This window comes from Anaeromassilibacillus sp. An200 (assembly GCF_002160025.1).
GTDB classification, from domain to species: Bacteria; Bacillota; Clostridia; order Oscillospirales; family Acutalibacteraceae; genus Caccousia; species Caccousia stercoris.
Window position 1 is genome coordinate 1 of record NZ_NFJU01000031.1, and the last position, 21,693, is coordinate 21,693.

The following is a 21,693-nucleotide window of genomic DNA, read 5'->3' on the forward strand; positions in this document are numbered from 1 at the left end:
TAAATCGTTCGTTGTTTAATTTTCAAGGTTCTGCGTCCGTCCCTCTCATCGAGGAGCGTGCTTTACATTTTATCACACTCTCGTGCGTTTGTCAAGCACTTTTTTCTTCTCTTTTTTGGGACAGCCTTGACATTGTATCACTTTCGCGATGCTCTGTCAAGATTTTTTTCCGCCTCTCTCGACGGCTTGACTATAATACCACACCCTTTCCCGCTTGTCAACGCTTTTTTTCAAATTTTTCAAATATTTTTTCTTTTTCCTTCCTGACCCCTGCTATTCTCTCCCGAAACCGCGGTTTCATGCAAAACTTCATTGCTTTGTTTTAACCCTGCCGATATAATAGAAAAGAGAAACGCAAGATGGAGGTACCTTTTCTATGCCCATTCGCATTCCCGCGGAATTGCCCGCTTATAAAGTTCTGGAAGCGGAAAATATCTTTGTTATGACGCACCAGCGTGCTGTGGCGCAGGATATTCGACCACTGAAAATTGTGATTGTCAATCTCATGCCCACCAAAATTGAAACGGAAAACCAGCTTCTCCGTCTGCTGGGCAATACCCCCCTACAGGTAGATATCACTCTGATGCAGATGGCCAGTCATGTAAGCCGCCATGTCTCCCCCTCCCATTTACAGGCTTTTTATAAAACCTTCGATGAGCTCAGGGATGAGCGCTTTGACGGAATGATCATCACAGGCGCTCCGGTGGAGAATATGCCCTTTGAGCAGGTGGACTACTGGGAAGAGCTGTGCACCGTTATGGATTGGAGCATAACCCATGTGTATTCCACCATGCACATCTGCTGGGGTGCGCAGGCCGGCCTGTATCACCACTTCGGCATTCCGAAATATCAGCTTGCGCAAAAGCTCTCCGGCGTTTTCCGGCATAAGCTGCTTGCACCCGCGCACCCGCTGGTACGCGGGTTTGACGATGAATTTTTTGCTCCCCACAGCCGCAACACCGAAGTGCACCGCGAGGATATTCTGCCCCATCCCGAGCTCGAGATTCTCTCTGTGTCCAATGCCGCGGGCGTACACCTGATCGCCCGGAACGACGGCAGGCAATTCTTTGTCACCGGTCATTTGGAATATGATCGCGAAACCATTGCCAACGAATATTTCCGCGACGTGAAAAAGGGCCTGAATCCCGCCGTCCCGCAAAACTACTTCCCCAACGACGACGTGACTCAGCGTCCACTGTTCAACTGGCGAAGCCATGGACACCTTCTGTTCTCCAACTGGCTCAATTATTATGTCTATCAGGCAACACCGTATGATTTGTACGGAACGTCGTTCTAAAAACAGTAAGAGGACTTACAAGGCCAAAAACTTGTAAGTCCTCTTTTTTCTTAATATCCGTATTTTTTCCGCTTCATCACAAAGAAGCCCGCTGATACCGCCACAGCCAGCAGCTCAGCTCCCACAATGGAAAGCCATATTCCATCCACGCCCCAAATCAAAGGGAAAACCAGAACGCATACAACCTGAAGCACCAGTGTGCGAAGGAAAGAAATCAGCGCCGAGGTAAGGCCGTCGTTCAGCGCGGTGAAGAAAGCCGAAGCAAAAATCGAGAATCCGGCAAACAGGAAAGAGAAAGAATAGATCGAAAACGCATGCAGCGTCAGTGCCAGCAGCCCCTCATCATATCCCAAAAACACACGGGACAGCGGCTCGGCAGACAGCAGCGCCACAGCAAACATCAGCACGGCGGCCACGCCGATCACGCGCAGACTTTTTTTGCGCAGTCCCCGGAGCTCTTCCCTGTTTTCCGCTCCGTACTGATAGCTGACCACCGGCGCCACTCCAATGGAATAGCCGATAAAAATCGATTGAAACACCAGCATGACATACATCAGCACCCCATAGGAAGCCACACCGTCCTGTCCCGCATACCGCAGAAGCTGAACATTATAGAGCATGGAAACGAGCGACATGGAAATATTGGAGAGCAGCTCCGAAGAACCATTTCCACAAACTTTGAGCAAAGCCCGCCCCATCCACTGGGTCCGTGTGAGACGAAGCCGGCTGGTGTTTTTTCTCCCAAAATACAGCAAGGGCAGCAAGCCGCCGACACATTGGCTCAGCGCTGTCGCAGCGGCTGCACCCTCCAGCCCCCAGGGAAACACCGCTACAAAAAGAGCATCCAGCACCATATTTGTCAGCCCCGACGCAACCGTCACATACAGTCCCAGCTTCGGCTTTTGTGCCGTGGCAAACAGGCACTGAAATTCATACTGCAAAATATAAGCCGGGTTGGCCAAGAGAATCACACGGCCATACCGCACGCAATCCTCCAAAAGAACCCCTTCGGCACCGAGGAATGCCGCCACAGGACGGAGCAGCCAGAACCCCAGGACCGTCAAAATCACACCCATCCCCAGGGACACATAAACCACCAGCGAAAACTGCCGGTTTGCCAATTCGGGATTTCCTTCTCCCATCGTCCTGGCAATCAGCGCACCACCTCCTGTACCGAACAGGAAACCGACCGCACCCAAAATCATCAAAAAGGGCATAATAAAATTGACAGCCGTAAACGCTTCTTTCCCCACAAAATTGGAGACAAAGAACCCGTCCACCACACCATAGAGAGAGCTGAAAATCAGCATCACGATAGAGGGCAGAGTGAACCGGAACAAACGGCCATATGTAAAATGATCGGAGAGCTGAATCCCCCTTTTCTTTTCAGCAGACATACATCCTCCTCAAAACTCCTTCACCTTTTCCCGCAAAGAAACCAGGAACTGCTCCGTCAGTTCCAGATAGCGCTCCACATCCTCCCGGGACCAGGAAAGCAGCGCCTCATTCTCCGCCTCCAAAATCCGCAGGGCTGTCTGGGAAGCATACCGCCTGCCCTTTTCCGTCAGCCGCAGACGCTTTGCTTTGTTTCCCGCCGCTTCCAAAGAAACGATCCCCTCCTGCTCCAGCTTGTGCACAGCGGAATGAACTGTTTGCTTGGTCAGCCCTGTCAAATGACAGACGTCCGTCAGTAGGCAGCTGTCCCCAAAATTGCAGATGGTGTAAAGGATCTTTGACGCACTGTCCGACAGTCCCAATTTCAGTGATGCCTCATGATAGACAGCATCCAGCTCCCCAATCAAATGATTGAAACGCTTTAAGCTGTGAAACTCTGTGTCCATCAAATATTACCGCCACCATTTCGTACGAAATCATACTATCTTCCGGTATTTTAGTACGAAATCGTACCTTTGTCAAGGCTGCCGCGAACAAAGAATAAAAAAGGACCGGAGATTTGCTCTCCGGTCCCTGCCAAAGTTCTATTTTTCTCTTACAGATCGATGCTGCACCCGTCGGCCTCACCATTGATCACATAATAAGCCTTCTGCTCTTCCGGCTTGACATAGAGCTGAAGCTCCGTGATAGCGGAAACATCTCCACCGGCAGCAGCGTAAGCCGCCTTTGCACGCTCCACCAGCTCGGACACCGTCCACTCATTTCCACCAAACTGAAGATGCACAACCTCTACCGGAGCGGCAGGGGCTTCCTTCTTCGTCGCTGCGGGAGACGCTTTCGCTGTAGTCTGCGCTGTGGATTTTCTGGGTCTCGCCATAATGAAATCCCTCCTGTACTCAGCCTTGCGGCAAAATCATATCACTAATTTACGGCTTTTATTGTACCCCATTCAGGCCGGAACTGCAAGGATTTTCTGGGATTTCATGCGGTTTTTACCTGTTTCAGAAATTTTCACAAAAGAAAAAGAACAGGATTGTTCCCCGCTTTTTTTCTTTTTTGTGGGAATCCCATAACAGCGGGCTTCTCCTCTATTCCGCCAGCTTGAGCCTGAGCTGCTGCAAAATCACCTTCTCCCTCCGGGACACCTGCACCTGCGTCATGCCAAGGCGGCGTGCCGTCTCGGTCTGCGTGCTGCTTTTGCAGTACCGCAGATAGACAATATTTCTGTCCCTCGGCGCAAGCTCCTGCACCGCCTGCCGGAGGGACAAACGTTCCAGAGCCGCATCCTCGCCGCTGTCCACCGCCACATCCGTCTGACCGCCCCCATCCTCGCCGCTGTCCGTAAGAGACAGGGCGGGCTGGGAAGCTTCCAGAGCCTGTGCCGCCTGTTCGGGCTCCACACCGAGAATCTCCGCCAACTCTCCAATACTCGGCTGCCGCCCTTCCCGCTGGAGAAATTTGTCTCTCTCCCGCGCCGCCTTGACAGAAAGCTCCCGCAGAGCACGGCTCATCGTGACGGTTCCGCCCTTGCGGAACAGCAGCTTCATCTCGCCCAGAATCAGAAATACGGCGTAGGTGGAAAAGCGCAGGCCACGGCTCTCCTCAAAATTCTCGGCAGCCTTGATCAACCCCAGACAGCCCGCCTGAAACAGATCGTCATACTCGATCCCCCTGCCCCGGAAACGCTGGGCGCAGCTATGTACCAGCGCCATATTGGAGCGAACCCTTTCCTCAGCGTCCATAACCGGATCGCCCGACCAGCCGTTTTTCCATGGTGACACAGGTTCCCTTTCCAGGGCGCGAGGTCACATGCAGCCGGTTCATAAAGCTTTCCATGACGGCAAAGCCAAGTCCCGCGCGTTCCTCCCCTCCCGTGGTAAACAGCGGCTCCATCGCCTTCTCCACATCCTCCATACCGCACCCTTTGTCCTTTACCTGAATGACCAGCTTTCCTCCCTCGTACAGCCGCATGAGGATTTCGATCTTTCCGATCGTGTCGCGATAGGCGTGGACAATACAGTTGGTGACAGCCTCCGAGACGGCGGTGCGGATATCACTGATCTCGTCCACTGTGGGATCCAGCTGGGCCGCAAAGGCCGCCACCGCCGCGCGGGCAAAGCCCTCATTGGACGAGCTGCTGGGAAACACCAGCTTCATTTCATTGATTGGCTCCGTTTTCATTTTTCTTCCTCCTCTGTCCTGACGACTGTGCACAGCTCACGGATCCCCGCCAGAGACACCAGCTTTTCCAACCGCTCCGGCAGATTGGCGACGCACACCTGCCCGCCCCATTCGCTTGCCAGCCGGTATCTTCCCATGATAAGGCCCACACCGGAGCTGTCCATAAACTGCACACGGGAAAAATCGAGCGTCAGCGTGTGCGGCCGCGTGCGTGAAGCTGTACTGTCGATCTCCTCCCGCAGCTCCCTGGCACTGTGGTGATCGATTTCTCCCTCCAAAAGGGCGATCAACTCGCCCTGCTTCAACTGAAGCTGAACTGCCATCTTTTTCAACCTCCTGCCTTTTTCCGGTGGAAAACACACCGGGAGTTCTCCGGATCCTGCCGCCTGTTCTCAGAATTCCCCGAATCCGGGAATATTATGCCGAAAAACAGGTGCGGCACAAAAAAATCCCCTGTCCTGGAGAGCTTTCCCTCTCAGGATAGGGGATTTCCTCCGCGCATTTGCGCGAAGTATGGGCTTCATGCCGGATTTAACAGTTTCTTCAAAAGGGGACGGGCCTCCCCCGCCAGATACAGGGAACCGCAGACCAGGACACCGCGCTGCGCGCCTTCCTGCAAAGCCTTTTCCAGCGCCTCCTGCACAGAGGATACCGGCTCCGCGTCAATGCGCCGCCGTTCCCATTCCGCCGCCAGCGCCTGCGCGCTCATCGCACGCGGGGAATCGGGCGCGACAGTGTACACCTTTTCCATCACACCGTCCAGCTTGCGCACCGCTTCGCGCACATTTTTATCCTCCATCATGCCGCACACGCCGATCATGCGCTTTTTGGTGACATACTTTTTGACCGCCTTCGCCAGCGCCGCCGTCCCTTCCGGGTTATGCGCGCCGTCGAGGAGGACGGGCGGCGTTTCGCTGAGAACCTCCATCCGCGCCGGGAAGGAAACGTTTTCAAAGCCCTCCTGCACCGCGCTGTCCGGGATTTCCCAGCCGAGGGCGCGCAGCTCCTTCACGCAGGCCAGCACAACGGCTGCGTTTTTCATCTGGTGTTCGCCGAGAAGGGGCAGCGTCAGCGGCATGCTTCGCTCCGTCAGAAGGCGCGTCCCCCGCAGAGAAGCATCCACAAACGTAAGATCCTTGAGCGGCGCCACCACCAGGCGCGCGCTCTGCACCTGTGCCGTCGTGCGGATCACTCCCTCCGCCGCGCGCGGCAAATCCGGATAACACACGCAGGGCACGCCCGGTTTGAGAATTCCGGATTTTTCAAACGCGATCTGCTCTATGGTATCGCCCAGAATCTTTGTGTGATCGAGCGAAATGGAGGTCAGCACCGTCAAAAGCGGGGACTCTATCACATTTGTCGCGTCGCACCGCCCACCCAGGCCGGTTTCCAGAACGCAAACCGCACAATTCTGCTCCCGGAACCAGAGAAAGGCCATGGCTGTGATCAGCTCAAACTCTGTCAGCGGGAAGCCTTCCGCGCGGCAATCTTCCGCTTCTGTCAGCACCCGCTGCGCCAGCCGGATCACTTCGTCATGCGGGATTTCCTCCCCGTCTATGCGAATCCGCTCGGAAAAGTCCGTAAGGTGCGGGGAAGTATACAGCCCCGTGCGGTATCCGGCTCTTTGCAGGATAGATGCCAGGAGAGCGCAGGTGGAACCTTTGCCGTTTGTCCCGGCCACATGGACGCATTTCAATTCCTTCTGCGGATTTCCCAGCCGGGCAAGAAGATGCTGCATCCGTTCCAACCCCGGTTTTCCGGGAAAAGCGGGCGTCGCATCGAGCGCCGCCACTGTCTGCTCATACGTCAACTGTGTTTCCTCCTTACAGCCGGAACGGCGCGAGCGCGTCAATGGCGCACGACTCAAAGCTTTCCGACGCGCCCCAGTCAAAGCGGAACAAACCCTCGCCGCCTCCGCCGCTCACCAGATGGACGCGCGTATGCCCCTGAAGATTGTCGACCGTCACCGCCAAAGTCAGGCGGTTCCCGGCACGCCAGAAATGCTTTTCATAGATGGACACCAAGCAGACCTTTCCGTCCGGCCCGTCGAGCATAAAACGGTCGATCTCCTCACCGGTCACACTTCCGCCCACGACGGCGGCATGAATCCGGGCCTCCGCGTCGTGCGGAGAGATGGACACATAAAACGACTGTGCCATACACTTTTTCTCCTTCCGTCCGGTTCTGCCGGTTGATGAAGTGAATTTTTGATCGCATTATAGCACAAAATTATTTTGTTGTATAGGAAGCGGCGCCTACTTATGTTATAATACAGGCAGCGGCCCGCGCATTAGCATGCTGAAAAGCATAAGCCCGGCGGCGCGGGACGGTCTGAGCCTGCTCCCGTGCCTCTCAATGGCAGCAGCGCGGGACATGAAGCACAGAAAACGCACACTGCCGGGACGGCGGAGCCGTCTTGCGCGGTTTGCCCGCCGCAGGCGCGGTATAAAATATAAGTTATGAAATGGAGAAGATTCATGAAATCTGTGGAACTGTTCACCGACGGCTCCTGCTCCGGCAACCCCGGCCCCGGCGGCTGGGGGGCAATCGTGCGCTATGGGAAGCACGAAAAGGAGCTGTCCGGCGGCGACGCCCATACAACCAACAACCGCATGGAGCTTTCCGCGGTCATTGCGGGACTCGAAGCTCTCAAGGAGCCCTGCGCCGTCACGCTGACGAGCGACTCCAAATATGTCTGCGACGCCATCACCAAGGGCTGGGCGCGCTCCTGGAAGAAAAACGGCTGGCGCAAGAGTGACAAATCCCCGGCCCTGAACGCCGATCTTTGGGAGCGCCTGCTTGCTCTGCTCGACATACACAGCGTCACGGTGGTGTGGGTCAAAGGACACGCCGGACACCCCGAAAACGAGCGGTGCGACCGTCTTGCTGTAGCACAGACCGCCAGGCACGCGGGAGGCTGAGAAAGGATTTTGCCGCCCATCGGAAAAATTTGAAAAAGGGATTGAAATGTATACTAATTTAGTGTATATTTATCTCAGAGTCCGGAGACGGACGAATTTAAGATAGAAAAAGGGATGATAACCATGTCGGAAGCCAAACGCTTTGTCTACGCGGACAACGCCGCCACTACGGCGGTTTCCCCCTCCGTTCTGCGCGCGATGGAGCCTTATTATACCACACACTACGGAAACCCCTCGAGCCTGTATTCCATTGGACAAGCCGCCAAGCGCTCGTTGGAAGCCGCGCGGCGCGATGTGGCGGAATGTCTGAACGCCGATCCGAACGAGATCTTCTTCACCTCCGGCGGCAGCGAAGCCGATAACTGGGCTATCAAAGGCGCGGCGCACTTGCTGGCCCAAAAGGGAAAGAAGCACATTATCACCACCAAATTCGAGCATCACGCCGTCCTGCACGCCTGTGCCGCTCTCGAAAAAGAAGGCTTCGAGGTCACTTATCTGGAGGTGCACAGCAATGGCGTCGTCCGCCCCGAGGAGGTGGAAGCCGCTATCCGGGAGGACACTGCCCTTGTGACCATCATGTACGCCAACAACGAGATCGGCACCTTGCAGCCCATCCGGGAAATCGGTGAAATCTGCCGCCGGCGCGGCGTGTGGTTCCACACCGACGCGGTGCAGGCCGCCGGAAACGTGCCGATCGACGTGAAGGAGCAGAACATTGATATGCTGTCCCTCTCCGCGCACAAGTTCCATGGCCCCAAGGGTGTCGGCCTGCTCTATATCCGCAAGGGGATCGTGCTGCCGAACCTCATCGACGGCGGTGCACAGGAGCGCAGCCGCCGCGCGGGCACCGAGAATGTGGCCGGAATCATCGGCTTGAGCACGGCGCTCAAGGAAGCCTGCGCGACGATGCAGGAGCGCGGCGAACGTCTCACAAAAATGCGCGATCGCCTGATTGCCGGTGCGCTGCAAATTGAGCGCAGCCGTCTCAACGGCGATTCCGTCCGCCGCCTGCCGGGCAACGTGAGCCTGTGCTTTGAGGGAATCGAGGGCGAATCGCTTCTGCTGCTCCTGGATCTGGAAGGCGTATGCGCTTCCTCCGGATCGGCGTGCACCTCCGGATCGCTGGATCCGAGCCATGTGCTGCTCTCCATCGGCCTGCCGCATGAGGTAGCACACGGCTCTCTGCGGCTCTCGTTCAGCGACGGGAACACCGAAGAGGATGTGGACTACATCCTGGAACGCCTGCCCCGCATTGTGGAGCGTCTGCGCGCCATGAGCCCGCTGTGGGAGACAATCAAAAGCAAAAATATTCAGTACGATATCCGTGAATTCTAAAAATGACAGGGAGGCTGTTTTCTGATGGCATACAGTGAGAAAGTAATGGAACATTTCGCGAACCCCCGCAACGTGGGCGAACTGCCGGACGCGAACGGCGTCGGTGAGGTCGGCAACCCGAAGTGCGGCGACATCATGCGCATGTATATCCGCGTTGAGGACAACGTGATCCGCGACGTCAGCTTCAAGACCTTCGGCTGCGGCGCGGCCATCGCGACCAGCTCCATGGCAACAGAGCTGATCAAGGGCAAGACGATCGACGAAGCCCTCCAGCTGACGAACCGCGCTGTGATGGAGGCTCTTGACGGTCTGCCGCCGGTGAAGGTGCACTGCTCCGTCCTCGCGGAACAGGCCATCAAGGCCGCTGTATCCGACTACTACCGCCGCCTGGGTATCGACCCGGTGCCGATCGTCGGTGAGCTGCACGACTGTGAAGAGGAAGCCTGCGCCTGCGGCGGCTAAGCTGCGCGTCTGCGGCTGGCAAGTCCGATGCCCGGCTGTGTGGGTACGCACACGAACCTTCCGCGGTGTTGCCAAAGGGCAACACGGGAGCAGGTTCAGACCGTCCCGCGCTGCCGGGCTTGTGTTTTCGCATTACGTTTCGGCGCGGGCCGTTTGCAGGCTTGCCTGCTTGCGAAGAACGCGCCACACAAAGACAGCGAACAGCACGGAGCTGATGCTCCATGTGATCGGATATGCCCAGTAGACCACACGGATATCCGGGATCAGCCGGATCGTGAGCGTGATGTAAGTGATGCGGAACACGCACCAGACGGCGAGCATGATCACCATCGGCACAACGGAACGGCCCAGCCCGCGCAGAATTCCGGCGCAGCAGTGGGAAAACGCCAGAAGGCAGTAAAAGAGCGACACGGTGCGCGCGTTCATTACACCGTACTCCACCACCTGCGGCTGATTGTTGAACGCGCCAATCAGCACCGGCGCAAAGGTGAAGATGAGGATCCCGATCCCTTCCGCCAGAAGAGGGCTGCACAAAAGGCCGAACCGCACACCGGCCTTGACGCGATCAGCCCGCCCGGCGCCAAGGTTCTGGCTGACAAAGGTGGACAGCGCCAGCGCGAAGCAGGTCACAGGCAGGAAGGCAAAGCCCTCTGTCTTGCTGTATGCCCCGCACCCTGCCATCGCGGAGGAGCCGAAGGAATTGATGTTGGACTGCACGATGACGTTCGCCAGCGAGATCACGGAGTTCTGCACGCCGGAAGGCACGCCGAGGGAAACCACCCGGCGCAGCATTTCACGATCAAAGCGGATGCGCCGCCAGCAGACACGGTATCCGGTCTGCACACGCGTCAGCTTGCGGAACGCGAGGAACGCGCTGAGCGACTGGCTCAGCACCGTGGCCAGCGCCGCCCCGCCGACGCCCATCTGAAACACCGCCACAAACAGCAGATCCAGCACCACATTGGTCAGGGACGCGGCGATCAGGTATTTCATCGGGCTTTTGCTGTCCCCCACCGATTGCAGGATACCCGCGCCAAGGTTGTACAGCACCACGGCGAGCGAACCGGCAAAATAGATGCGGAAATACAGCACCGAGTTCGGCATCACGTCCTCCGGTGTTCCCATCAGCCGCAGAATCTGCGGGGAGAGCACCACGCCCGCCACCGTGAGCACCACGCCAGCACAAAGGCCGAGCGCCACCGTGGTGTGGACGGCCCGTTCCATGTCCTCCTCATCCCCCGCGCCGAAAAAGCGCGCGACCAGCACGCCCGCGCCGAGGGAGACACCGTTGACAAAGCCGATCAACAGCATGATCAGGCTCGCGGACGAACCGACGGCGGCCAGCGCCTGCTCTCCGACAAAGTTTCCCACAATCAGCGAATCCACCGCATTATAGAGCTGCTGGAACAGATTGCTGAAAAAAATCGGAACGGCAAAAAGGAGCATTTTCTTTGGAACGCTCCCCACCGTCAGCAGATTTTGATTTTCGCTTTGCTTCACTCTGCTATCACACCACCCTGTCTTTTCTCTCATAAATATGCGCAGAAAAGCAGAGCGCCTTTGAAAGGGCTCCGCTTTGCTTTTTCTATGATATCACGAAACAACCGGGACGGCAAGACAGCCCCGGAGTAAAAAAGGAGGACTTTTTCATGGCAAAGCTTTTATATCAGGGACACGGAAGCCTGCGCGCCGTCACGGACGGCGGCGTGGTGCTCTATCTGGATCCGTTTGCCGGGGAGGGCTACGATCTGCCCGCCGACGTGATCCTGGTGACACACCAGCACGGCGATCACAACCAGCTCCAGCTCCCGGCAAAAAAACCGGACTGCATCATCTGGCAGAATTCCGACGCGCTCTCCGGCGGCGAATACAAAGCCGCCGATCTGCACGGCATCCATGTGGAGGCGGTGCAGGCATACAACAAGAACCATCCGAAAAGCGAGTGCGTAGGCTTTCTTGTGACGCTCGACGGCAAGCTGGTCTATTTCGCGGGCGACACCTCGCGCACGGAGCAGATGGAAACCTTCGCTCAGCGGCACATTGACTACGCCATTCTGCCCATGGACGGCGTCTACAACATGGACATCGCGGAGGCCTCCGCGTGCGCCCGCCTGATTGCGGCAAAGCACAGCATCCCCACCCACATGGCGCCGGGGCGTTTGTTTGACCGTGCCGCCGCCGAACGCTTCGACGGCCCCGGACGGCTGATTCTGGAGCCTGGCGAGGAAATCACTCTCTGAGCCGGCCGCCGTCTATCACTTCCAATATTCCGAACATATCAAAGGCCGCTCTGTCCCATTGGGAGACAGAGCGGCCTTTTTGTTCTCCGTATTCCGGAGAATTACGCTTCCACCCGGCGCAGGCGGATCGCCATGTATTCGCGGCGCGGCAGCTCGATGACAAAGCTGCCTTTGTGCGTTCCGGCGGGCGTGATGGTCATATTCCAGGTATCAATGATTTCCGCTGTGAGCGTGACATCCTCCGGGAAGGAGAAGCGGCGGCAGCAGGGGCGCATAAAGCCGTAATAATAGAGATAGTAGCCCGTATCGCCGATTCCCTCGGCAGTGGCAGCCAGTTCATCCCATGAAGCGGGCATCCGCCGCAGGCCTATCCCCGGTGTCTGCGCGAGGATCTCCCGCAAAAAGCGGATGCGCGCCGGGCTTTCCCCGTAAAGCGTTCCGCCGTGGCTCCACCAAAGCATGCCATCTGGCTTGTCAAACGTCTCTCCGTGCGTCGCGTAGCCGCCGCGCAGAGCGGCTTCCCAGAAGCGCCGCACCAGCTCCTGCCCGCTGATGTTGCCCCAACCCTGGTCGATGTCGCCCTCGTAGGCCACCTCGTCGAAGATCACAGGCTTCCCGAAGCGAACACGCAGATCGTCGGTGAACTCCGTCGACTTATAAAGATCCGTGCGCTGCACGCTGCAATGTGTAATCCAGGGCCGTGCGTGGTCATAAGGCGTCATGCAGTTGTGGATGCTGCGCGGATGATGATACGGATCCTCGTCCAGCAGGATCTGCGCATAGCGCTCCCAATCGCTCACGGTTTTATCCGTCAAAATATCATACTCATTGGCAAGGCTCCACCAGACATTGCGGAACGCGGAAAAACGCGCGATCACATAGCGCCAGTAGAGATCATCCTGCTCCGCCGTCATGTGGGAGAAGCCCCAGCGATCGTACGGATGCATCACGATCAGGTCGGCTTCCACGCCCAGCGCGCCCAGATCGCGGATCGCCTGCTCCACATTGCGGAAATGGGCGGGATTCGGACGGGTAAAATCCCAGTCGTTGCCCGGCTGCACCTCCATGCGGAAGCCCAGCTCTGTGTCCGTCTGGTCAATTTTGCACGGCGTTCCCTCAAACGGGAAGGAAATGGGATCGTGGAGATTGTACAGGTAATGCTTGGGGAACACGCAGAAACGGATCTTGTTGAAATATCCCTTTGCCAGCTCCTCCAGCGTGCGGCGGCGCACATCCTCCCCCTGAAGCTCCCACACATAGGCCGTCGTGCCCAGCGGATAATACGGCGTACCGTCCTCATATTCAAAATGGAAGCCACGGATCCGCACCGGCCCATGGTTCCCTTCTCCCGCCGCGACGGCGGTAAACGCACCGGCCTGCTCCTCCTCCGCGGAAAAGCTGCCGGAGATCGTGAAGGTATAATCCCCCTCAAACGACGGCATGAAGCGGACGCGGTAGATCCCGTCTCCATCGTAAAAGCCCCGGACCCGAACCGTCTCATCCCGCGAGACAAACTCAGCCTCAATCGTGTAATCCGTGAAGGGGTTTCCTTCCGTCTTTCCGGGCAGGGACGCTTCAAATACGCCCCACCGTTCCACCTGTCTGGGATATTCCATTATGTTGTCTCCTCCTTCTGTGTCAAAACGGGCGGGCAAACGCTGTCCCGCTCCACCAATCGGGTGCAAATCTGGGTTTTGGTCGCGGACGAAAGACCAGCGCGCGCGCGATCGGTCAGAATTCGCACCGCCAGACGCCCCATCTCCTCCTTTTCCACCTGTACGGTCGTCAGCGGCGGCGTGGAAAACTCCGCGAACGGCATATCATCAAAGCCAATGATCGAAACATCCTGCGGTACGCGGATCCCATGCTCCGCAAACGCCTTGAGCGCGCCCAGCGCAATGTTGTCGTTGTCCGCGAAAAAAGCGGTGGGCAGACGAGGCTTTTCCTCCAGCCATCGGCTCATGGCGTGCCACGCCTGCGAGGTCTCCGGCGGCAGCGGCACCTCAAACTCCTCCCGCGCATCCAGCCCATGCAGGGCGAAAGCGCGCCGGTATCCCTCCTGACGGTAAAAGAAGTTCTTGATCCGCACGGAGCTTTTCAGATACCCGATCTCCCGGTGCCCCTTTTCGATCAGATATTCCACCGCGTGGCAGGCGCTGTCCGTGTTGCTGATCAGAAGTGCGCTGGCGCATGCACTCTCCGGCCAGTTGTCCAGCAGCAGAAGCGGAGCCTGTGCACGGGAAAACAGCTCCATATCCTCCTCAGTGGCCTCTGTGGCCAGCAGCACCACACCGCATGAAACATCCCCCAGCACCTGCTCCAGAAGTGTATCGAAATCGGGATCCGAGCGGCTGATCACCGTCAGGATCGCTTCGATCCCCAGCGTGCGGCATTCCTGCTCAATTCCTTTTGCCAGAGCCGCAAAAAAGGGCGTATCCGCCACCACAAGGCCGCTGCTCTTATACTGGACAAAGCGCACCGCGTTGATCTTCGCGGTGGAAAAATACCCGAGCCGCCGGGCCGCTTCCAAAATGCGGGAAGCCGTTTCGGCATTGACGCCGCGCTTATGGTTCAGCGCGTTGGAAACCGTGGCGGTGGAAAAACCCGTCGCCTCGCTGATCTGCTGTAAGCTTGCTTTCATGGCCGAAGCCCTCCCTTGCGGTATTCCTGTGGGGTCATCCCCGTGGACTGCTTGAATTGCCGGGAAAAATACGAGATATTCTGAAACCCGCTGGCAAGCGCCACGTCCCGCACACTCATGCACCCCTGCAAAAGCTCCTTGGCGCGGCGGATCCGCGCCCCCGCGATGTACGCCGTCAGTGAAACGCCCATCTTTTCCGTGAACAAGTGGGACAGGCGATCCGGGCTCAGATATGCCACCGAGGCCAGCTCATCGCGGCTGAGGCGATCCGGCAGATGTTCCTCGATGTAGCGGCACACCGTCCCCACGGCCGATTCCTCGCGCCGCGCTCCCGTCAGGCAGGTCCGGCAGGCCCGCACCGCACCGGATATCCACTTTTCGAGACTTTCCGCGTCGGCGCATGGCTCCGGCGGCGCCCCCTCCTTCTTCATCTCCGCCAGCAGGCAGTGCGCCGCCACGCCGCACCGCTCGAGCAGTGTGTACAGCATCTGGGAAAAATCGTGGTAAAAGCCCTCCCGATCCTCTTTTCCGGCGAGACGGCGTGCTTGCGCCGCACATTCCCAGCACAGCTCCTGCGTCCTGCCGTCCAGCAAAAGCTCCCTCCACCTTCCGGCGGGAATCTCCGGGGAGACAGCCGTTCCCCAAAGGCTTGCGTTCTCCCTCATGGCTCTCCCCCGTTCCTTCTTTTTTTCATCTTAGCACAGCCCGTCGGATTTGTAAATGGATCTAAAAAAATAATATAAAATTTAATATAAAAATTATAGATTCAGCATCCTTGTGCTAATTCGCGGCAGGATTGTTCTTTTTTCCGGTCTTTTCCATGCACTACAATAAAGACAGATTGCACGCCGGAACCCCGGCGGCAGCAGGCAAGAGAGCGGAAAAGCGGAAAGGGGAGCGGAAGATGGACAGGAAAGCCCTGAAACGGACGGCATACCAAAGACGTCTGGAGGTTCTGGAGATGGTGCACCGCACGGGGAGCGGGCATATCGGCGGCGATATGTCGTGCATGGACGCGCTGGTGACGTTATATTACGCTGGGCACAGAGCGCACCTTCGGCGCCTGCAAAGGACAAGTGGCAGCCGGGCCGATGACCTTTGTGCGCTTCTCCACAGACGACGCGAAAGGCATCCTCAAAATGTATGTGGGAGAGGGCACCTTTGAAACAGAACCACTCCCCACCAAGGGCGGCGTGGCCAACTGCCGCGTTCCCGGATTGCAGAAGCTTCTGCGCTATCTGTGCGAAAACGGCTTTGAGCACCATGTCTGCTTTGTGCGCGGCCATGTGGCCGATATTCTTGAGGAAGCCGCCAAATATCTCGGCATTTCCTGCCACCGGCACACGGCCGGATAACGGCAGGAAAAACAGACTCCGCATACAAAAAACCGGCGTCCTTCGAGCCAGTCAGGCTCTTCAAAGGACACCGGTTTTCTCTTTCTGCGGGGTGCTTTTATGTTCCGCTCTCCTGTGATTCCGCAGCGCAGATCGCACGGAAGGAGGGCTTGAGCGCGCGGTACAGATCGTTGCCGCCGTCATAGCCGAAACGGGACAGCAGGGCTTTGTTGACCTCCTGCAATCCACTGGGATAATATTCTCTCACGATGCTCACCATATCGCGGATGTCCTCGGGGGTGCGGAATTCCTCCGGGACAAGGCGCTCCATCCTCTCCCCGATTGGCTCGGACTGCTTCTTCGCGCTTCTCTTCGGCGCGCGCTTTGAGCGGGCGGAACGCGCCGCTTTTTGCTCCGGTGCGGCGGCCCGCTCCTGCTGCTCCGTCTGTTCCTGCTCGTCCCCCTGTTCCTCGGGACGGCGGGCCGCCAGCAGTTCCTTTGTATCACAGCGCACAATATCCGCGCCGCGCTCCTTCCAGAACTGAACCAGCGGATCGTACCCCTGATCGCGCGAAAGGATCACATACTGTGCCTTCGCCGAGGAGCGGAGCAGGTAACCCAGATAACTCGAAAGCTGAAAATCCAGACCGTTGCGCCCTGTGTTGCAGGGGATCAGCTCCATCTGAAACGGGTGGGTCATAATCTGCTGAAGATCCTTGTACGGGATCCCAGGGGAATTCGCCGTAAAAAAGAGCAGAATCTCATCGTTCCGCCCAAGTACCGGCAGCAGCTCCGTCCATGCGCTGCCGACATTTTCAGTATCGATCAAATATTTGATTCTTCTGACCATATGCACTCTCCTTTTGTTTTGAAAATGTTCTATTTTTCACGCCGTCCCCGCACGCGCGGGAACCGGTTCCTGGTGAAATGGATTGTTTTTATCATATACCAAACAAGCACAAAATGCAAATTTCAACGGTCTTTCAAAATGAAGGAATTTTCTTATCATCCTTCAAAAAAGAAACGCAAGGAAATGAAATATTCCATAATTTACGGGATTCTTTTTCCATTATTTCAAGTTCATAAAATACAAAATGCAGCGTCCCTTTCTTTCTTATTGCATTTTGCCGGAAAGGAGGCGAAAATCCTCCTTGTTTTTTCCCACAACGCCGATTCGGTGAAAAATGCGAAAAAAAGCTTTGCAAATGGCGGTCAAATAGCGTATAGTAAAGAGGAAATCAAAACAGAACATGGATTTGACAAAGGCGTCAAAGCGTTCCTGCCGTTTTCACGGCGAGGGGTTGCTTTGGCGCCTTTTTTCATCTGAACACACAGGAGGAGGATGGAGCGATGAGCACGAATCACCCGCAGACCCTTTACTGCCCCGAGCTGGAGCACGACAACTGCGGCATCGGAGCCGTTGTGAATATCAGAGGCGTCAAAAGCCATCAGGTGGTGGCGGACGCGCTGAAAATTGTGGAGCATTTGGAGCACCGCGCCGGAAAGGACGCCAAGGGCGAAACCGGCGACGGCGTGGGCATCCTCACACAGATTTCGCACCGCTTCTTTTCCCACGTGTGCGCTGAGTGCGGTATCGAAATCGGCGAAGAACGGGAATACGGCGTGGGCATGTTCTTCTTTCCGCAGGATGAACTGCGCCGCAGCCAGGCCAAGAAGATGTTTGAAATCATTCTGGAAAAGGAAGGGCTCGAATTCCTCGGCTGGCGCGACGTTCCCACCTGCCCTGAGGTACTCGGAAGCCGCGCCCTCGCCTGTATGCCCGTGATCTGCCAGGGCTTTGTGAAAAAGCCGGAGGGCGTGGAAAAAGGGCTTGCCTTTGACCGCCGCCTGTACATTGCGCGCCGTGTCTTTGAGCAGAGCAACGACAACACCTATGTCCCCTCGCTCTCAAGCCGCACCATTGTCTATAAAGGCATGTTCCTCGTCGGCCAGCTGCGCACCTTCTTTTCCGATTTGCAGGATGAGGACTACGATTCCGCGATCGCGATCGTCCACTCCCGCTTCTCTACCAACACCAACCCCAGCTGGGAGCGCGCCCATCCAAACCGCTTTATCGTACACAACGGCGAGATCAACACCATCCGAGGCAACGCCGACAAGATGCTCGCGCGCGAGGAAACGATGCGGGCACCGGCCTTCAGCACCGACGACATCACCAAGGTTCTCCCCGTCGTCAACACCTCCGGATCGGATTCCGCGATGCTCGACAACACGCTGGAATTTCTCGTGATGAGCGGCATGGAGCTGCCGCTGGCGGTGATGATCGCCATCCCGGAGCCGTGGAACCATAACGATACCATCTCGCAGGATCTGCGCGACTTCTATCAATATTACGCCACTATGATGGAGCCGTGGGACGGCCCCGCGTCCATCCTTTTTTCCGACGGCGATCTCATGGGCGCCGTGCTCGACCGCAACGGCCTGCGCCCCTCCCGCTATTACATCATGGCGGACGGGCGGCTGATCCTTTCCTCGGAGGTCGGCGTGCTGGATCTGCCGGAGGATCAGGTGCTGCGCAAGGAGCGCCTGCATCCCGGCAAGCTTCTCCTCGTGGACACGGTGCGCGGCGTCGTGCTCAGCGACGAAGAGGTTAAGGAACGCTATGCACGCCGTGAGCCCTACGGCGAATGGCTTGACAGCAATCTGGTCTGCCTGCGCGATCTGAAAATTCCAAACCGCAAAGTGCCGCCGCTCTCCCGCGAGGAGTCCGCCCGGCTGCAAAAGGCCTTCGGCTACACCTACGAGGAGTACCGCAGCGGCGTGTGCGCCATGGCGCTGGGCGGCAGCGAGCCGATCGGCGCGATGGGAGTTGATACCCCAATCGCGGCGCTCTCCAAGGAATACCAGCCGCTGTTCCACTATTTCAAGCAGATGTTCGCCCAGGTGACGAACCCGCCGATCGACGCGATCCGCGAAAAGATCGTCACCTCCACCACTGTCTACGCGGGCAAAAACGGCAATTTGCTGCAAGAATCGCCGGAAAACTGCCATGTGCTCAAGATCGAAAACCCGATCCTCTCCGATCTGGATCTGCTCAAAATCCAGGGGATGAACAAGCCCGGGTTCCATGTCGCAACCGTCTCGATCCTGTTCTACAAGAGCACGCCGATGGATCGTGTGCTCGAGCACCTGTTTGTTGAGGTGGACAAAGCGTACCGCCAGGGCGCGAACATCCTCATTCTCTCCGATCGCGGGGTGGATGAAAACCATGTGGCCATCCCCTCCCTGCTGGCTGTCAGCGCGGTGCACAAGCATCTGGTCAAAACGAAAAAATGCACCGCCCTTTCGATTGTTCTGGAATCCGGTGAGCCGCGCGACGTGCATCACTTTGCCGCTCTGCTCGGCTACGGCGCGTGCGCCGTCAACCCGTACCTGGCCCACGCGGCGATTGCCGCACTGGTCGAGGACGGCCTGCTCGACAAGGATTACTATGCCGCCGTCGACGACTACGACAACGCAATTTTGCAGGGTATCGTCAAGATTGCCTCGAAGATGGGCATTTCCACCATCCAATCCTACCAGGGCAGCCAGATTTTTGAGGCGCTCGGCATTTCCAGCGACGTGATCGACGCCTACTTCACCGGGACGGTGAGCCGTATCGGCGGCATCACTTTGGAGGATATCGCGGCGCGCACCGACGCGCAGCACTCCCGCGCCTTTGACCCGCTGGGCCTGGAAACGGATCTCACCCTCGCCTCCCCCGGCCGCCACAAGCTGCGCAGCGGCGGAGAGACGCACCGCTACAACCCACAGACTATCCATCTGCTGCAAAAGGCAACGCGCGAAAACAGCTACGATCTGTTTTGTGAATACACAAAGCTGATAGACGCGGAGCAGACCGGCTACCTGCGCAGCCTGATGGAATTCGCTTACTCTGCGGAGGGCGTGCCGCTCGACGAGGTCGAAAGCGTTGAATCGATCGTGCGCCGCTTCAAGACGGGTGCGATGTCCTACGGCTCTATATCGCAGGAAGCGCATGAGGCGCTGGCTGTCGCCATGAACCATCTGCACGGAAAATCCAACAGCGGCGAGGGCGGTGAGAGTGATGATCGCCTTGCCTCCGCCGGAACGGATCACGATCGCAGCTCCGCCATCAAGCAGGTAGCCAGCGGACGCTTCGGCGTGACAAGCCGCTACCTCGTCAGTGCGAAGGAGATCCAGATCAAGATGGCGCAGGGGGCGAAGCCCGGCGAGGGCGGCCACCTGCCCGCCCGCAAGGTGTACCCCTGGATCGCGAAAACGCGCCACTCCACGCCGGGTGTGAGCCTGATTTCTCCCCCGCCGCATCATGACATTTATTCCATCGAGGATCTGGCCCAGCTGATCTACGATCTCAAGAGCGCCAACAAAAACGCGCGCATTTCCGTCAAACTCGTCTCCGAGGCAGGCGTCGGCACCGTCGCGGCGGGCGTGGCGAAGGCAGGCGCGCAGGTCATCCTAATCTCCGGCTACGACGGCGGCACAGGCGCGGCTCCGCTCAGCTCCATCCACGACGCGGGCCTTCCGTGGGAGCTGGGTCTGGCGGAAACACACCAGACGCTGCTGCAAAACGGTCTGCGCGACCGCGTAGTGATTGAGACGGACGGCAAGCTGATGAGCGGCCGCGACGTGGCGATCGCCGCGCTGCTTGGCGCGGAGGAATTCGGTTTTGCCACCGCGCCGCTGGTGACGCTCGGCTGTGTGATGATGCGCGTGTGCAACCTCGACACCTGCCCGATGGGCATTGCGACACAGAATCCTGAGCTGCGCAAGCGCTTCTGCGGCAAGCCGGAATATGTGGAAAACTTTATGCGTTTCATTGCGCAGGAGCTGCGCGAATACATGGCAAAGCTCGGCGTGCGCACCATCGACGAGATGGTAGGACGCACCGACCTGCTCCGCCCGCGCGCCGATCGCAAAGGGACGGCACAGCGGCTGGATCTGAGCCGCATCCTCTGCCCGAACTGCGCGCAGAACGCCACCTTCCAGCCCGACCACGCCTACGATTTCCATCTGGAGCGCACCAAGGAAGAATCCGTCCTTCTGCGTGACAAGGAACTTCTCGATACCCTTTCGACCGGGAAAAAGCGCATGTTCCGCATCGCCCTGACCAACATCGACCGCGCCTTCGGCACGCTGCTTGGCGCGGAGATCACACGCCGCCACCCCGAGGGCATGGCGGACGACACCCTCACCATCGCCTGCACCGGAGCGGGCGGCCAAAGCTTCGGCGCGTTCCTGCCGAAGGGCCTCACGCTCGATCTGTGCGGCGACAGCAATGACTACTTCGGCAAGGGACTGTCCGGCGGCAAACTGGTGGTGCATCCCTCCCCCGCTGCCCGGTTTGTGCCGGAAGAAAACATCATCGTCGGCAACGTCGCGCTGTACGGTGCGACCTCGGGCGAAGCGTACATCAACGGCGTGGCAGGCGAGCGTTTCTGCGTGCGCAACTCCGGCGCTGTGGCCGTTGTGGAGGGTGTGGGCGAGCACGGCTGTGAATACATGACCGGCGGCCGCGCTGTAATCCTCGGGCCCACGGGCAAAAACTTTGCCGCCGGTATGAGCGGCGGCGTAGCGTATGTCCTCGACGAACACAACGCGCTGTACCGCAATCTGAACAAGAGCATGGTCAGCATGGAAAAGGTGGAGTCCAAATTTGACCGCGATAAGCTGCGCCGCCTGATCGAAGCCCATGTCAGCCACACCGGCTCCGCCAAGGGCAAGCGGATCCTTGAGTCCTTCGACGAGTACCTGCCGAAGTTCAAGAAGATCATCCCGGACGATTACAAGCGTCTGACACAGCTCTCCGCCCAGTTTGAAGACCAGGGCATGAGCCGCGAGCAGGCACAGATCGAAGCGTTCTACGCGAGCATCCATGCGTGAGAAG

The 21,693-nt window shown here is 57.9% G+C and carries 22 protein-coding genes; 9 read left to right on the forward strand and 13 right to left on the reverse strand.

Features of this window, described 5'->3' with window-relative positions:
* A partial coding sequence (locus B5F35_RS19035) for a hypothetical protein (protein ID WP_206424050.1) occupies positions 1–326 on the forward strand: 326 nt, incomplete at its 5' end.
* A 50-nt stretch (positions 327–376) separates the two neighbouring features.
* The gene (gene metA / locus B5F35_RS13765; RefSeq protein ID WP_087241932.1) at positions 377–1,297 is read left to right on the forward strand and encodes a homoserine O-acetyltransferase MetA; all 921 of its coding nucleotides are present in this window, start codon (positions 377–379) and stop codon (positions 1,295–1,297) included.
* A gap of 50 nt (positions 1,298–1,347) precedes the next feature.
* On the opposite strand, the gene B5F35_RS13770 is transcribed toward metA, so the two are convergent.
* From B5F35_RS13770 to B5F35_RS13805, 8 genes are all read right to left on the reverse strand, one after another.
* Positions 1,348–2,694, reverse strand: a complete 1,347-nt coding sequence (locus B5F35_RS13770; RefSeq protein WP_087241934.1) for an MATE family efflux transporter — start codon at positions 2,692–2,694, stop codon at positions 1,348–1,350.
* Positions 2,695–2,703: 9 nt separating this feature from the next.
* Entirely contained in the window at positions 2,704–3,138 is a 435-nt protein-coding gene (locus B5F35_RS13775; protein WP_087241936.1) for a MarR family winged helix-turn-helix transcriptional regulator, read from the reverse strand.
* 149 nt (positions 3,139–3,287) lie between these two features.
* Positions 3,288–3,569: a DUF6465 family protein gene (locus B5F35_RS13780; protein ID WP_087241938.1), complete on the reverse strand. Its 282-nt coding sequence runs from the start codon at positions 3,567–3,569 to the stop codon at positions 3,288–3,290.
* A gap of 211 nt (positions 3,570–3,780) precedes the next feature.
* Positions 3,781–4,434, reverse strand: a complete 654-nt coding sequence (locus B5F35_RS13785) for a sigma-70 family RNA polymerase sigma factor (protein WP_087241940.1) — start codon at positions 4,432–4,434, stop codon at positions 3,781–3,783.
* Positions 4,424–4,873: an anti-sigma F factor gene (gene spoIIAB, locus B5F35_RS13790; protein ID WP_087241942.1), complete on the reverse strand. Its 450-nt coding sequence runs from the start codon at positions 4,871–4,873 to the stop codon at positions 4,424–4,426. Before spoIIAB ends, B5F35_RS13785 begins: the two co-directional genes overlap by 11 nt.
* A complete protein-coding gene (locus B5F35_RS13795) occupies positions 4,870–5,196 on the reverse strand; it encodes an STAS domain-containing protein (RefSeq protein ID WP_087241944.1) in 327 nt (108 codons plus the stop codon). The genes spoIIAB and B5F35_RS13795 overlap by 4 nt, the downstream gene beginning before the upstream one ends.
* A gap of 197 nt (positions 5,197–5,393) precedes the next feature.
* Entirely contained in the window at positions 5,394–6,683 is a 1,290-nt protein-coding gene (locus B5F35_RS13800) for a bifunctional folylpolyglutamate synthase/dihydrofolate synthase (RefSeq protein WP_242969533.1), read from the reverse strand.
* Positions 6,684–6,696: 13 nt separating this feature from the next.
* On the reverse strand, positions 6,697–7,032 hold the full coding sequence (locus B5F35_RS13805; protein WP_087241946.1) for a DUF6054 family protein: 336 nt from the start codon (positions 7,030–7,032) through the stop codon (positions 6,697–6,699).
* Positions 7,033–7,350: 318 nt separating this feature from the next.
* Here B5F35_RS13805 and rnhA point away from each other — a divergent pair, with 318 nt between their 5' ends.
* From rnhA to nifU, 3 genes are all read left to right on the forward strand, one after another.
* Complete coding sequence (gene rnhA / locus B5F35_RS13810; RefSeq protein WP_087241948.1) at positions 7,351–7,794, forward strand: ribonuclease HI; 444 nt, start codon at positions 7,351–7,353, stop codon at positions 7,792–7,794.
* A 123-nt stretch (positions 7,795–7,917) separates the two neighbouring features.
* Complete coding sequence (nifS, locus tag B5F35_RS13815; RefSeq protein WP_087241950.1) at positions 7,918–9,129, forward strand: cysteine desulfurase NifS; 1,212 nt, start codon at positions 7,918–7,920, stop codon at positions 9,127–9,129.
* Positions 9,130–9,153: 24 nt separating this feature from the next.
* Positions 9,154–9,591 carry a Fe-S cluster assembly scaffold protein NifU gene (gene nifU / locus B5F35_RS13820; RefSeq protein WP_087241952.1) on the forward strand — a complete coding sequence of 146 codons (438 nt, stop codon included), beginning with the start codon at positions 9,154–9,156 and terminating at the stop codon, positions 9,589–9,591.
* A 132-nt stretch (positions 9,592–9,723) separates the two neighbouring features.
* Here the strand turns inward: nifU and B5F35_RS13825 are convergent, their stop codons facing one another.
* Positions 9,724–11,091, reverse strand: coding sequence for an MATE family efflux transporter (locus tag B5F35_RS13825; protein WP_442856483.1), 1,368 nt, complete (start codon positions 11,089–11,091; stop codon positions 9,724–9,726).
* A 149-nt stretch (positions 11,092–11,240) separates the two neighbouring features.
* On the opposite strand from B5F35_RS13825, the gene B5F35_RS13830 reads away from it, so the two are divergent.
* The gene (locus B5F35_RS13830; RefSeq protein ID WP_087241954.1) at positions 11,241–11,831 is read left to right on the forward strand and encodes an MBL fold metallo-hydrolase; all 591 of its coding nucleotides are present in this window, start codon (positions 11,241–11,243) and stop codon (positions 11,829–11,831) included.
* A 101-nt stretch (positions 11,832–11,932) separates the two neighbouring features.
* On the opposite strand, the gene B5F35_RS13835 is transcribed toward B5F35_RS13830, so the two are convergent.
* Genes B5F35_RS13835 through B5F35_RS13845 form a run of 3 tightly spaced genes read right to left on the reverse strand, consistent with a single transcriptional unit; the run spans position 11,933 to position 15,137 of the window.
* Positions 11,933–13,447: a DUF5605 domain-containing protein gene (locus B5F35_RS13835; RefSeq protein WP_087241956.1), complete on the reverse strand. Its 1,515-nt coding sequence runs from the start codon at positions 13,445–13,447 to the stop codon at positions 11,933–11,935.
* Positions 13,447–14,472 carry a LacI family DNA-binding transcriptional regulator gene (locus B5F35_RS13840; protein WP_087241958.1) on the reverse strand — a complete coding sequence of 342 codons (1,026 nt, stop codon included), beginning with the start codon at positions 14,470–14,472 and terminating at the stop codon, positions 13,447–13,449. The genes B5F35_RS13835 and B5F35_RS13840 overlap by 1 nt, the downstream gene beginning before the upstream one ends.
* Positions 14,469–15,137 carry a helix-turn-helix domain-containing protein gene (locus tag B5F35_RS13845; protein ID WP_087241960.1) on the reverse strand — a complete coding sequence of 223 codons (669 nt, stop codon included), beginning with the start codon at positions 15,135–15,137 and terminating at the stop codon, positions 14,469–14,471. The genes B5F35_RS13840 and B5F35_RS13845 overlap by 4 nt, the downstream gene beginning before the upstream one ends.
* 426 nt (positions 15,138–15,563) lie before the next feature.
* Here B5F35_RS13845 and B5F35_RS13850 point away from each other — a divergent pair, with 426 nt between their 5' ends.
* Positions 15,564–15,827, forward strand: a complete 264-nt coding sequence (locus B5F35_RS13850) for a hypothetical protein (protein WP_242969534.1) — start codon at positions 15,564–15,566, stop codon at positions 15,825–15,827.
* Between the two features lie 97 nt (positions 15,828–15,924).
* On the opposite strand, the gene B5F35_RS13855 is transcribed toward B5F35_RS13850, so the two are convergent.
* Complete coding sequence (locus B5F35_RS13855) at positions 15,925–16,656, reverse strand: PIN domain-containing protein (RefSeq protein WP_087241964.1); 732 nt, start codon at positions 16,654–16,656, stop codon at positions 15,925–15,927.
* 72 nt (positions 16,657–16,728) lie between these two features.
* Here B5F35_RS13855 and B5F35_RS13860 point away from each other — a divergent pair, with 72 nt between their 5' ends.
* The gene (locus B5F35_RS13860; RefSeq protein ID WP_140401227.1) at positions 16,729–17,133 is read left to right on the forward strand and encodes a hypothetical protein; all 405 of its coding nucleotides are present in this window, start codon (positions 16,729–16,731) and stop codon (positions 17,131–17,133) included.
* 23 nt (positions 17,134–17,156) lie between these two features.
* On the forward strand, positions 17,157–21,689 hold the full coding sequence (gene gltB / locus B5F35_RS13865) for a glutamate synthase large subunit (protein WP_087241968.1): 4,533 nt from the start codon (positions 17,157–17,159) through the stop codon (positions 21,687–21,689).
* Positions 21,690–21,693 lie beyond the last annotated feature (4 nt).

Excerpts from the sequence above, each read along its gene's own strand:
- B5F35_RS13850 (WP_242969534.1), top strand. The coding sequence starts at position 15,564 with ATGACCTTTGTGCGCTTCTCCACAGACGACGCGAAAGGCATCCTCAAA.
- B5F35_RS13855 (WP_087241964.1), bottom strand. The coding sequence starts at position 16,656 with ATGGTCAGAAGAATCAAATATTTGATCGATACTGAAAATGTCGGCAGC.
- B5F35_RS13805 (WP_087241946.1), bottom strand. The coding sequence starts at position 7,032 with ATGGCACAGTCGTTTTATGTGTCCATCTCTCCGCACGACGCGGAGGCC.
- gltB (WP_087241968.1), top strand. The coding sequence starts at position 17,157 with ATGAGCACGAATCACCCGCAGACCCTTTACTGCCCCGAGCTGGAGCAC.
- B5F35_RS13785 (WP_087241940.1), bottom strand. The coding sequence starts at position 4,434 with ATGGACGCTGAGGAAAGGGTTCGCTCCAATATGGCGCTGGTACATAGC.
- spoIIAB (WP_087241942.1), bottom strand. The coding sequence starts at position 4,873 with ATGAAAACGGAGCCAATCAATGAAATGAAGCTGGTGTTTCCCAGCAGC.
- B5F35_RS13840 (WP_087241958.1), bottom strand. The coding sequence starts at position 14,472 with ATGAAAGCAAGCTTACAGCAGATCAGCGAGGCGACGGGTTTTTCCACC.
- nifS (WP_087241950.1), top strand. The coding sequence starts at position 7,918 with ATGTCGGAAGCCAAACGCTTTGTCTACGCGGACAACGCCGCCACTACG.
- B5F35_RS13775 (WP_087241936.1), bottom strand. The coding sequence starts at position 3,138 with ATGGACACAGAGTTTCACAGCTTAAAGCGTTTCAATCATTTGATTGGG.
- B5F35_RS13845 (WP_087241960.1), bottom strand. The coding sequence starts at position 15,137 with ATGAGGGAGAACGCAAGCCTTTGGGGAACGGCTGTCTCCCCGGAGATT.
- nifU (WP_087241952.1), top strand. The coding sequence starts at position 9,154 with ATGGCATACAGTGAGAAAGTAATGGAACATTTCGCGAACCCCCGCAAC.
- B5F35_RS13830 (WP_087241954.1), top strand. The coding sequence starts at position 11,241 with ATGGCAAAGCTTTTATATCAGGGACACGGAAGCCTGCGCGCCGTCACG.
- B5F35_RS13835 (WP_087241956.1), bottom strand. The coding sequence starts at position 13,447 with ATGGAATATCCCAGACAGGTGGAACGGTGGGGCGTATTTGAAGCGTCC.
- B5F35_RS13795 (WP_087241944.1), bottom strand. The coding sequence starts at position 5,196 with ATGGCAGTTCAGCTTCAGTTGAAGCAGGGCGAGTTGATCGCCCTTTTG.
- B5F35_RS13770 (WP_087241934.1), bottom strand. The coding sequence starts at position 2,694 with ATGTCTGCTGAAAAGAAAAGGGGGATTCAGCTCTCCGATCATTTTACA.
- metA (WP_087241932.1), top strand. The coding sequence starts at position 377 with ATGCCCATTCGCATTCCCGCGGAATTGCCCGCTTATAAAGTTCTGGAA.
- B5F35_RS13780 (WP_087241938.1), bottom strand. The coding sequence starts at position 3,569 with ATGGCGAGACCCAGAAAATCCACAGCGCAGACTACAGCGAAAGCGTCT.
- rnhA (WP_087241948.1), top strand. The coding sequence starts at position 7,351 with ATGAAATCTGTGGAACTGTTCACCGACGGCTCCTGCTCCGGCAACCCC.